This window comes from Chryseobacterium sp. CBo1 (assembly GCF_001693475.1).
Lineage (GTDB): Bacteria > Bacteroidota > Bacteroidia > Flavobacteriales > Weeksellaceae > Chryseobacterium > Chryseobacterium formosense.
This window is the reverse complement of record NZ_MAUH01000015.1, coordinates 65,215-77,387: the sequence shown is the minus strand read 5'-3', so window position 1 is coordinate 77,387 and position 12,173 is coordinate 65,215. Positions and strand designations below refer to the sequence as shown.

Sequence of the window (12,173 nt, the reverse complement as noted above, 5' to 3'; positions counted from 1 at the left end):
GAAGGCTTTTGGGAATGTATACTGATGACCTGACGTATCATACGACGGCAACCAATAATGGTTTTCCTGAGATTTTTAACAATACGCTGATTGATTCCAGTATTCCTGTGAACTCTTTCTGGACGGCAGCCTATCAGAAGATTTATTATGCGAACAGTATTTTGGAAGGTGTTGAGAATTCAGCAGCAATTGCTGAGAAGGATAAGGTTCGGATTAAAGCTGAAGCTTTAACCATCCGTTCTTTGTTGTTTTTTTATTTGCAGCAGATATATGGTGATATTCCGTATCCTGTAACGACCAATTATTCGGTTAATCAGACGATTTCCAAGACGGCTTCCGATGAAGTGTTGGATCGTTTGGAAATGGATTTGTCGGAGGCTGTTTTAACGCTGAATGATTCCTATAGGAATGCTGAACGTATTTTTGTTAACAAGAAAACCGCTGAGCTGATTCTAGCCAAAGTGTATATGCACCGTAAAAAGTATATGCATGCGGAGGTTTTGCTGAAGGATATTCTCCAAAGCCCGCTGTATACTTTTCAGAACGATATTACTAAGGTTTTTCAAAAGTCAGGAACACATATTCTATGGCAGTTAAAGCCTAAGAATTCAGGGGATGCGACGAAGGAGGCATCGATCTATTATTTTGTCAATGCGGCACCTACTGCTTTTTCACTGACACCGTCTTTGGTCGGCAGTTTTGCATCCGGGGATCTTAGAAAGCAGAATTGGATGGCTGCTGTTACCGTGGGTGGGAATACCTGGTACAGGGCTGAAAAATATAAGCTCCGTTCTGCCAATACTTTGGAGTATTCTGTTGTGTTCAGGTTGGAGGAAGTGTATCTCCTTCTTGCTGAATCTTTGGCTCAGCAGAACAATGTGGTTGATGCTGTACCTTTTGTGAATAAAACTAGACAAAGGGCGGGACTTCCGACATTGAGTTCAGGGATTGGGAAGGATTTGCTTTTGGCGGAAATTCTGAATGAGAACAGGAGGGAGTTTTTTACGGAGATGGGGCACCGTTTTCTGGATTTGAAAAGGAATGATCGTTTGAGTGTACTAACGGCTTCCAAGCCGAACTGGAAAGAATTTCATAGAGCATGGCCGATTCCGCAGAAGGAACTGCTGCTTAATTCAAACCTTAATCCTCAAAATACCGGGTACTGATCATGAATAGACTGAAGTTTAAGCGTCCCTTGAGTAAGGTATCGTTGATGATGATATTTTGTACTGTATCTTTCTTTAGTGCACAGGATATGTCGGATGAGGGGCTCAAGAAATGGGTAGCGCAGTTTTCTTCTTTAAATCTGCTGACGGTCAATGAGGATGTTTCTTACGCTGCGGTCACAAAATCGTATATGGGGAGTATTGATACAGTGCTTGTGTTTTCTCATAATAGGGTAAAAGCTATAGATACTCTTGTAGGATATAATATATCACGGAATTTTTTAGGCAAGAATTATTTATTTGCTCAGGGTGTCGGCAAAGCTGTTTTTGTCAATCTGAAAACCGGGAAAAGATCTGAATATAATACCGCTGTTAATGGCGGTATTATTAAAGATGTAAAACAGTTTTACATTTTGGATAGTCAAAGGAAGATCCGGGTTTTTCATTCTGATGGGCGTCTCTTGTATGAGATTGACAATGTTGATAAACTGGTGGGAGACGATGGGAAGATTTTGTTTTCAGTTAAATCGGTTGATGGTCGTTTTGCTTTGATGAGATGGGATGGTAAAAAGGCTGTGGCTTTGTATCAGACAGATGATACGGTTGAGAAGATTGAAATGATGCCTTCGGGGAGGTATTTGAGTATTCGTGAGATTGGGCAGGGAGCTTCCTTGAGATCGCTGAAGATCTTGGATTTACAGAGCGGCAGGCTCATTGCTCCTGCAGAGTTACAGAATCTTCCTGAGAAAACTGTGAAGGTCACTGAAATTCGGAAAGGAGAATCTTTTTTGGTTAGTGCTGAAACCCATATTCCGGTTCCTAAGACTCCAATGGTTGAACTTTGGTACGGAACGGACAGGGAGCTTCGGTTTACAAAAAATGGTAAGGTTAAGTATCGGTTCTGGCATATTATGACTGATACAGGGACTGTTGAAGAGTTTCCCACGGATAGATTTGAAATTTTTACTTCACTGAACAACAGCCGATACTTGTGGGCATTCAGTAACAGAGAAGTTTTTGATTATGTGAGTGCTAATCCGAAGTATGATATGTTTTTGTATGATATTCAATTGAAAAAATATTCGCTGATATTTCCGAAGTCCTCTGAAATATTCGGTTCAGCGGATGGGAGGTATGTGGTATCTTTTGACAGAAAAGAGAAAATATGGAAATTGTTTGATCTTCACAGTCAGAAGATGGCTGATGTTAAAGGTTCTGATTTGAGAAATCCTGTTTATAGTTTGGATGGCAAAAAACTGTTTTTTAGCGGAAAGACAGATTTGTATTCTTATGACCTGAAAACGGGTGTTTTGAGTGGTATGGAGATTTCAAAAGAGTCGGAGGTTGTCTTGATGGATAAGAAGGTAATAATGGGATTTACTCTTTTGGAGACGAAGTTCAATACAGTTACGGTAGACACTGGTAAACCCTTGCGTCTGCAGTTAAACAATACACTTAAAGGTACAACATCAGTGTTGGAGTTGAATAAAAATAAGAGATTGGTTCTTATTCCTGAAACTGACCGGAAGATTAAGAAAATTGCTTTTGGAAAGGGTAGTGGTACAAAGTCTGGTTTTACCATTGAGGAGAATTTTAATCTGCCTGATGGGTTGTATTCAGTTTCAAATAATGGGAGTAAGAAGAAGTTGCTTTATCAGACCAATACTCAGGACTTGATGTTGGATAAAATGAAAGTGGAAGTGGTGCATTTTAATAATTCTTTGGGGGTACCGTTAAAAGGAATATTGACTTATCCTATGGATTATGATCCTATGAAAAAATATCCGATGGTTGTAAAGGTTTATCAGCAGCAATCCAGTGCTGCTTCAACTTATCTAACTGGTGATGTAGCACAGGATGGAATCAGCAAAAGGATTTTGGTTGAACATGGTTATTTTGTATTTCAGCCGGATATTGTGTTTGATGACAGAGGAACGGGGATTTCAGCTTTGGATTGTGTGAATAAAGCCTTGGATGCAATTCAAAATAATACTTCTATCGATTTTTCGAAAGTTGGGTTAACAGGACATTCGATGGGTGGCTATGAGACCGACTTTATCGCTACGAAATCCAAGCGTTTTGCAGCTTTTGTTTCAGGTGCGTCTGTTGCAAATACAGTTCAAAGCTATTTTTCTTACAACAGGCTTTTTGAAGTTCCTGATTATGCGAGGTTTGAAGATGGGCAATTTGATATGAATATTTCTTATGCCGAAAATCCAAAGCTTTATGATAATAATAATCCGATAAATTTTGTACAAAATGTAAATGCACCAATTCTTCTTTGGACTGGTAGAAAAGACACGAATGTTGTTCCTGAGCAGACGGAAGCTTTTTACGTTGGTTTGTTGAGGAATAGGAAACCTGTTATTGCCTTACACTACAAGGATCAGTCACACAGCTTGGGCATTATGACGCCTGAAACTTTTGATTTGAATCGAAGGGTAATAGAATGGTGGGATTATTTTCTTAAGGGCAGGAACAGTACAGGTTGGATACAAAAGGAGTTGACTGGTAACTAAAATACTGATAATTAAAGAACGTTTTTGAAGCGTTCTTTTTTTTGATCATTTAGCTGTGGTAACTGATGATATCGGTATTGCTATTATCAAAAGTATTTAAAAAATTATCTTTGCATATCATCTTGAGTTTGGTTTTGTATTACATTTAAGTATAACTTGATAAAAAAAATAAAATTAATAAAATGAAATTAAAAATAAAAAGACCTTTAACTGTGTATTTTAGATTTATTCTCATGCTGCTTTCATTTTCTTTACCATTTGTATTTAGCAATGCAGCATACGATAATATGATTTCAGAAGGTCATTATTTCTGGTTTCTCTATTTTATTGTAATTTTCCTTTTAATGATTTATTTTCTGGTGAAAACCAATTATTACGAACTGATTAATGCAAAGATTTACGATGAAAAATTACTCTATTACAATTTATTATTTTTAAAAAGGGAAATAAAATTAAAGGAAATTAAAGGGTATAAAAATGGTGTAGACGAAAATTCAAATGAATTCTTTACAATATATGATAACCGCAATAGAAAAATTGCAACTTTAAAAGAGAGTTTATATTCAAATCTTGCCGAGTTCTTGGAGGCTCTGAATTGTGAACGGATTGGATACGAGAATACAGCATTTCATAAAATAATTCTAAGGATTAAATCTTTTTTTCAATGATTATAAAACCTTTAAACGGCGTTGTTGTGCTTTCACTAATTAGTAAATAGATGACTGTTAAAATATTGTGTAATAAAATACAGCAGATAAAATACAAATAGTTAATAATGAATTACAAAGAAAAAATAAAGGAGTTAGTAAAAGATGGCTGTAGCGCAAATGAAATATCTGAGCATCTGAAAAAGAATAAATTTGAGACCTGTAGCATTAGTTCGGTAAATAACTATATTGCGAAATTAAAAAAAGAGTACAATGCAAAAACACGATTTGAACTTTCAGTATTACTGATGCGATAGTTTCCAAACATATTTTGAATTTGAACGACAAGATTTAAAATCAATGAAAAAAATATCGTTTTCTAAATAGTCTTCGGAAAAAATTCTCCTTCGAAGAAAAAAATTGTTAATTTTCAGCAACTTTCAGCAACTTTCAGCACTTACAAAATAAATATGGAATTTATGGTAAAAACTAAGATCAGAACAACACTAAAAAAAGGGATTACAATCCCGAGCCTTATTTTTATAATCGGAGTTTGTCTTATTTCTGCATTGTATCCTGAAATTACAGATAGTCTTCTGACAGTAGTCAAAGGTTTTATTTTTGTGAACCTGAACTGGATTTATGTTTGGGCAGTTTCGATCTTTGTGATTTTCCTCGTGTATATCATGACCAGTAAATACGGTAATATCAGATTAGGTCGAAATGACAGCAGACCTGATTATTCATTTTTTTCATGGCTATCAATGCTTTTTGCTGCGGGAATGGGTATTGGGTTAATGTATTTTAGTGTTGCTGAGCCGATGCAGCATTATTCCAACGAGATATTTTCTGACAAATCTCTTGTTCAAAGGGCTCAGAATGCCCAGCTTTACACCTTTTTTCACTGGGGGATTCATGCTTGGGCAATCTATGGAGTTGTAGGTTTGGCGCTAGCTTATTTTTCGTACAGATATAGACTTCCTTTGTCTTTAAGAAGTTGCTTTTATCCTTTATTGAAAGACAGAATAAAAGGCAGATGGGGTAACGTCATCGATGTTTTTGCTTTATGCAGTACTTTTTTTGGTATCACCACCACTTTAGGGTTTGGTGTAGTGCAGATCAATTCAGGACTGGTTACCCTAAATATATTGCCTGATAACAGTTTTCTTTATCAGGTTCTTATCGTTGCTGTTTTGGTCTCACTGGCTATATTTTCAGCGGTCAGCGGTTTGGATAAAGGGGTGAGAATATTAAGCAACATAAATATTACCGCTGTCGTAATACTGCTTCTATTTGTACTTTTTTTAGGTCCTACGGTTTATCTGATCGGGAGCTTTACTGAAGGTATCGGGACGTATATCAATAGTTTTTTTACGCTCACATTCAATACTCACGTCTATGAAGAAGGAACCCAGACATGGTTTTATGACTGGACGATTCTATATTGGGCATGGTGGATCTCCTGGTCTCCGTATGTAGGATTGTTTATAGCGAGAATTTCAAAAGGACGTACAATCAGGGAATTTGTAGCCGCAGTGCTGATTTTACCTACTTTATTTAATTTTATCTGGATGTCTGTATTTGGCAACAGTGCGATTTGGTTTGATATGAATGTTGCCGATGGTTTTTTAAGCCAGATGGCTAACGATCCGGACGGACTGATGTTTCAGTTTCTGGAGTATCTTCCATTTACAAAATTTATTAGTTTTCTAGTTATTGGTATCATTATCATCTTCTTTGTTACCTCTGCTGATAGTGGTATTTTTGTGATGAACAGTATTGCAACTAAAAATGCTAAAGTTTCGCCACGGTGGCAAACGATAGGATGGGGAACACTTCTCGCTGTTTTGGCACTGATACTGCTCAATGCTGGAGGATTGGCTGCACTCCAAAGTATGACCTTGATTACAGCACTTCCTTTCTCAATAATCATGCTTCTGTTCCTCGTTAGTCTAACAAAAGGTTTAATGGTTGACAAAAATTATTATGACAAAGATTTTTCATCCACGACCGTTCCCTGGTCGGGAGAGCAGTGGAAAGATAGGCTAAGGCAGATCGCTTCCTTTAATGATGCAGCTTCTACCCATAGATACATAGAAACGACGGCTAAGCAGGCGTTTGGTGAACTTCTGTCTGAGTTTGCTGTTAATGGGATAGATGCAAAATTGAATTATGGAGAAAACCCAGAAAGAATCGAAATAGAAATCAGATATGATCTGATCAACAATTTTATTTATGGCGTTAGAAGCGAATCAAAAATAGTGTCTGAATATCTGCTGAATGAAGACAATCTACCTGACGCAGAAGAGAATCTCGTTTATTTCCCCAAATCTTATTTTGGTGACAACAGGGATGGATATGACGTGAAGCTGTTCACAAAAAACGAATTAATATCGGATGTTTTAAAACATTATGACCGATTCATCAATATTATATCGGAAGAGAAAAATACAATGTTTATCAGTAGTGATTCAAATCATCGGTTTAAATAACTGGAATCTTTATTAATTGGCATCCGTATTCATAATTAATACACTCTTCTCTTTCAGTCTTTTCTGCAGCCAGTTTTTAAGTTGTGTTTGATCGATCTTATCCCCTGTATACAATAGGGTAAACTGTAGTCTTGCGCTATCAGTCAGTGGGTAAAGTTCAGTTTTTCCATAAGTGACGTTTTGCATCGATGGATACAGGATTTTAATTTCCTGAAGAAGAGTGGAGTCGGAAATTTTATAACTATTAAGCTCTTGTCTGAGTTGTGCAATAGTCAGGTCTTTCTCAGAAATGCTTCGGTCTGTTTTACTGATTTCACTTAGAATTTCAGATTTAATATCTGTTCCGTCTTGTCTAACATTAAGCTTCGTATCGTATAGTCCGTAATCTGCAAGTATTTTATTATAGGATAAAATTTCATCTGCGGTGATCTTTTCGTTGAGAAAAGCAATATCAATAATTTTAGGTGAGGCGTTATAATTAATTTTTTTATAAATAACGGTAAAGCCTTTATTTTCAAATTCCTTATGTACAAATTCCTCTGCGGTCTTTGTAAATGTTTTTTCATTAAAAAGATTGTAAGCTAAATAAAAGCTTGGAATGATCATCACTAAAATCAATACTGAAATACCGTATTTAATTCTTTTCTCATATTTGTTATCAATAATAGATGAAGGATATTGAAGGAATTTAACAACAAAAAAAGTAGCAATGCAGATAAAAAAACAATTAATACTGTATAGGTAAAATGCACCGAAAAAATAGGAAAAATTGAATGTTGCCAATCCAAAGCCGGCAGTACACAATGGTGGCATTAATGCAGTCGCTATCGCCACACCCGGAATGGGATTTCCTTTTTCGACTCTGGTAATTGCTATAACTCCCACTAAGCCGCCAAAAAAAGCTATTAGGACATCGTAGATATTTGGAGCTGTCCTTGCAAGCAACTCTGACTGTACATCTTTGAAAGGGCTTACATAAAAGTAGATGGCAGAAACCGTCAAGCTTACAAATGTTGCGATCAGTAAATTTTTAAATGATTTTTTCAGCAACGGAAAATTATAGGTGCCCAAAGCAAAACCTGCTCCTACGATGGGTCCCATTAATGGTGATATCAACATGGCTCCGATGATTACCGCAGTTGAGTTTACATTTAATCCGACAGATGCGATAATAATGGCACAGGCAAGAATCCAAAGATTGGATCCCCGGAAAGAAATATTGGCTGTTACGTTTTCCAGTACTTTGTCTTTTCTTTGTTCACCATTATGAAGATTGATAAAATTGAAAATATTATTGATCATTTGTGTTTGTATTATTTATTTGAGAATTTCTGCTTAAAATTATGTATCCTATAATTCCACCTATAATGGAGGCAACGAAAATACCGATTTTAGCCTGAGTCTGATACTCTTCATGAGAAAAAGCAAGGGAGGTGATAAACAGTGACATGGTAAATCCAATCGATGCCAAAAAGCCTAGCCCGAGAAGATTTTTAAAGTTCATTCCTTCAGGTACTGTCGCAATTTTAAGTTTTATAAATAAGTAGCTGAATCCAACTACTCCTAAAACTTTTCCAGCTACGAGTCCGAGAGCCGTACCTAAGGCGATATTATTGTTGAACAGACTTTCAAAATCTATATTTAACGATACTCCTGCGTTGGCAATCGCAAAAATTGGAATGATGAGAAATGATACTGCGGGATGCATGGCATGCTCAAGTCTTTGCAGGGGTGGAGTAGCTTCCAATGTTGCCTCATTCATTTTTTCTAAGACATGAAGCTGTTCGTTCGTTAGGGTGGGAGTATTTTCGGTAGGGTCAATATTTTTAAACCTTTGCAGATATACATTGATTTTTGAGATAAAGATGTTTTCTTTTATTTTAACATCTGCAGGAATAGTGAAGGCTGCAAGAACCGCAGCGATCGTTGCGTGAACTCCTGATAAAAGAAAAGTTGTCCATACTCCGCAAATTCCTAAAACCGCATAAAATAATATAGCGCGGACTCCCAGACGGTTTCCTAAATACATGATTGCAAGAATCAATAATCCTACAATCAGGTAAAGCATATTGATGTCTGAAGTGTAGAAGAATGCAATAACCAGTACAGCACCCAAATCATCCACAATGGCAAGAGCAGTCAAAAATACTTTCAAAGCGAGAGGAATTCTGTTACCTAATAAATACAAAACTCCTAAAGCAAATGCTATATCTGTTGCCATGGGTATTCCCCATCCTTTATGAGGTTCACCGGACGGATTGCACAGTAAATAAATTAGTGCAGGCATAACCATTCCTCCAACAGCTGCGACAATCGGAAGAAGCGCTTTTCTAACATCAGATAATTCGCCGCCAATAATTTCTCTTTTCAGTTCAAGACCTACTACGAAAAAGAAGATGGACATCAAACCATCGTTAATCCAATGGTGAATATTATACTCGAAATAAGTCTCATTGTTCCAGCGGAATCCAAACGACTGTTCTAAAATTTCATGATAGGAATGAGAAAGCGATGTATTTGCTAAGATTAATGCAATAACAACGCTGATACCAAGTAATAATCCTCCTGACTTTTCCTGTTGTATGAAACGTTGCATAGGTTGAACGATTTTGTCAATAGGTTTTTTAGCATAGTTATTGTCCATAGAAAATTATTTGACTGCAAATTTACGAAATCTAAGTAAGAATAGAGTTTTACTGTGGTCTAAGTGAAAAGTAAATTTTTGTTCTTGTTCTTTAATCTAAAATCTTCTTTTTTTTAAAAATAAATTTTTATTATTACATCATATTAATCAAACCACCTATAGAATGTCATCAAAAAAACTTGGAGAATGGTCTGCAACTGCCATCTGCGGAAATGATATTACCTCTTCGTGCTTATATGTTTCTGCACTTGCTATTGTAGCTGCTGGACAGTATGCATGGATAGCCCTTTTACTTGTAGCAGCTGTCCTGTATTTATTCCGTAAAATCTATGGTGAAGTCGTTGGGGCATTACCCTTGAATGGAGGAGCCTATAATGTATTGCTTAACACAACAACTAAAAGTAATGCTTCTATTGCAGCTTGTCTAACAATATTATCATATATGGCTACTGCTGTTATTTCCTCTAGTGAAGCGATGCATTACCTTCATCACATTTTCCCTCACTTTAATGTTAATATTGCAACGTTTTTACTGCTTGTGTTATTTTTGGGATTGACGATTCAGGGAATTTCTGAAAGCGCGGTAGTTGCTCTGATAATTTTTATTTTTCACCTTACGACAATGATGCTTTTAATTGGATCATGTATTTATTTTGTGAGCAACAATGGATTATCCATTATGATTAATAATTTTCATCTGCCTACTAAGAATGGCAGTATTTTAACAGCCATCTTTTTTGGATTTTCAGCAGCAATGCTGGGAATATCAGGTTTTGAAAGTTCTTCAAATTTTGTGGAAGAACAGAAGAGAGGTGTTTTTGCAAAGACATTGCGAAATATGTGGGTTGCGGTTTCAATCCTTAATCCACTAATAGCATTTCTTGTGATCTGTATTATTCCAGTTTCGGCAGTAGAATCTCATCAAAATTCATTTTTGAGTTACGTTGGCACATTAACAGGAGGGAAGTGGCTGTCGACAATTATTTCCATCAATGCAGTATCCGTACTCAGCGGTGCTGTTTTGACTTCGTTTGTAGGAGTTAATGGCCTAATTAAGAGAATGACTTTAGATCGAATACTTCCGAATTATTTTTTAAAAGAAAATAAAAGAGGAAGTACATACAGAATTTTAATTTTATTTTTTCTCCTATGCTGTTCTGTTCTTTTGGTCACCCGCGGGGAGTTGGGACCTTTAGCTGCAGTCTATGCATTATCGTTTCTAACAGTAATGGCTTCTTTCGCGATCGGAAACATACTTTTAAAATTACGCCGTTCTAGATTGCCTAGGCCAGAAAATGCCAGACCGGGTGCTGTTATTATAGCACTCTTTGCAATAATGCTTGCATTATACGGAACGGTTCAGGCAAAACCTCAATATTTACTGACATTCCTTCAATATTTTATACCTTCAGTTCTCATTATTTTGGCAATGCTGATGAGAAATGATATTATGCATTTTATCATAAATGTAATGCAGTCTCTCTCAAAAGGATATAAGAAATATACGGTTGTACGTCAACGTGAGCTTAATCAAAACTTGAAAAAACTTTATGAACAGAATTTTGTCTTTTTCTCAAAAGGTGATGATATAGCAACATTAAACAAAGTGATGATGTACCTTCATGAAAATGAAGTGACCAACAGAATAAAAATTGTTACTGTTCTGGATAAAGCAGCACACCCTGACCCGAAGTTTCTTACAGACTTCGATACATTAGACAGGGCATATCCTGATGTTGATATGGAATATGTGACAATTATAGGCGAATTTACTCCTGAACTTGTTGAAAAGCTAAGCAATGATTGGAATATTCCTAAAAATTTCATGTTTATCAGCAGTCCTGGCGAGAAATTCAGTTATCGTGTTGATGAATTAGGTGGAGTAAGGTTGATACTCTGATTTAAATAGAGAACGCTTAAGATGTTAAATTATGTTGGCATTCAATAATTAAATTTTATCTTTAAAGAATAAACTCTTAGGTGAAGATTGTGCTACCAGAAGCAGCAATCTTTATTGATAAACTCAACTCAAAAAAAGATAAACTGGCTGATTTGATTAAGAAATTTAAATACGATCTAATATGGATATAAGACGAATTGAGAAAATTTTATTAGGTACATTTCTGATGACCATCGTTTTATTTTTAATGGAAATTAATTTGTATAGTGCAGGAGATTATACTACGAGCAAATTAAACGAAATATTATTTTGGTCATTTATACGAGGTCTTGTAATTTCTGCTGGTGTGAATATCGGAAACCAATATTTTTCCAAATTAAAGGATAAGTAGTGAATTAGTTTCAAATTTTTTCGATTTATATTACTATGTTATTTTCCAAAACTAACAAGTAATCACATAAAGATTTTTTTCTGATGAGATTAATTAAATAATAAGAAGGACGCCAACGGCGTCCTTCAAAGATTAAATTAGGGCTGAATCTCATAAAGAAGTTCGCCACACATTGTTTCAGAACCGACAGCTCTTAATTGAACAGAGGGATCTGCGCTCCATGTACAAACATTTGCCGTAGCAAATGTACTGCAGTCTTTGTCTGCATTGATACATTCAAACTGACCTTCACCGTGGTTGACAAGACGGTATCCGGCTTCGATGGCTTGTTTGCTTTCTTTAACCATTTTGGTAGCAAACGCTGAACCTGTGCCCATTAATACCAGAACTACAGGAAAAATTAACTTTTTCATA

General features: G+C 36.0%; 9 protein-coding genes. 6 read left to right on the top strand and 3 right to left on the bottom strand.

What is annotated here, in order from left to right:
* From BA768_RS10890 to BA768_RS10875, 4 genes are all read left to right on the top strand, one after another.
* Positions 1-1,166, top strand: a 1,166-nt coding sequence (locus BA768_RS10890) for a RagB/SusD family nutrient uptake outer membrane protein (protein ID WP_123947101.1), incomplete at its 5' end; no start/stop codon positions are given.
* A gap of 2 nt (positions 1,167-1,168) precedes the next feature.
* Positions 1,169-3,685: a prolyl oligopeptidase family serine peptidase gene (locus BA768_RS10885; RefSeq protein WP_083206641.1), complete on the top strand. Its 2,517-nt coding sequence runs from the start codon at positions 1,169-1,171 to the stop codon at positions 3,683-3,685.
* 182 nt (positions 3,686-3,867) lie between these two features.
* Positions 3,868-4,353, top strand: a complete 486-nt coding sequence (locus tag BA768_RS10880) for a hypothetical protein (RefSeq protein ID WP_065720761.1) — start codon at positions 3,868-3,870, stop codon at positions 4,351-4,353.
* Between the two features lie 458 nt (positions 4,354-4,811).
* Positions 4,812-6,824 carry a BCCT family transporter gene (locus BA768_RS10875; protein WP_083206642.1) on the top strand — a complete coding sequence of 671 codons (2,013 nt, stop codon included), beginning with the start codon at positions 4,812-4,814 and terminating at the stop codon, positions 6,822-6,824.
* A gap of 12 nt (positions 6,825-6,836) precedes the next feature.
* Here the strand turns inward: BA768_RS10875 and BA768_RS10870 are convergent, their stop codons facing one another.
* Positions 6,837-8,126 (bottom strand): DUF389 domain-containing protein, encoded by a 1,290-nt coding sequence (locus tag BA768_RS10870; protein ID WP_065720759.1) that lies wholly within the window; start codon positions 8,124-8,126, stop codon positions 6,837-6,839.
* Positions 8,116-9,468, bottom strand: a complete 1,353-nt coding sequence (gene nhaA, locus BA768_RS10865; RefSeq protein ID WP_065720758.1) for a Na+/H+ antiporter NhaA — start codon at positions 9,466-9,468, stop codon at positions 8,116-8,118. Before nhaA ends, BA768_RS10870 begins: the two co-directional genes overlap by 11 nt.
* 163 nt (positions 9,469-9,631) lie before the next feature.
* Between nhaA and BA768_RS10860 the strand changes: the two genes are divergently transcribed.
* A complete protein-coding gene (locus BA768_RS10860; RefSeq protein ID WP_065720757.1) occupies positions 9,632-11,368 on the top strand; it encodes an APC family permease in 1,737 nt (578 codons plus the stop codon).
* Positions 11,369-11,549: 181 nt separating this feature from the next.
* Entirely contained in the window at positions 11,550-11,759 is a 210-nt protein-coding gene (locus tag BA768_RS10855) for a hypothetical protein (RefSeq protein WP_065720756.1), read from the top strand.
* A gap of 137 nt (positions 11,760-11,896) precedes the next feature.
* On the opposite strand, the gene BA768_RS10850 is transcribed toward BA768_RS10855, so the two are convergent.
* The gene (locus tag BA768_RS10850) at positions 11,897-12,172 is read right to left on the bottom strand and encodes a DUF6520 family protein (RefSeq protein WP_065720755.1); all 276 of its coding nucleotides are present in this window, start codon (positions 12,170-12,172) and stop codon (positions 11,897-11,899) included.
* Between the last annotated feature and the right edge of the window lies 1 nt (position 12,173).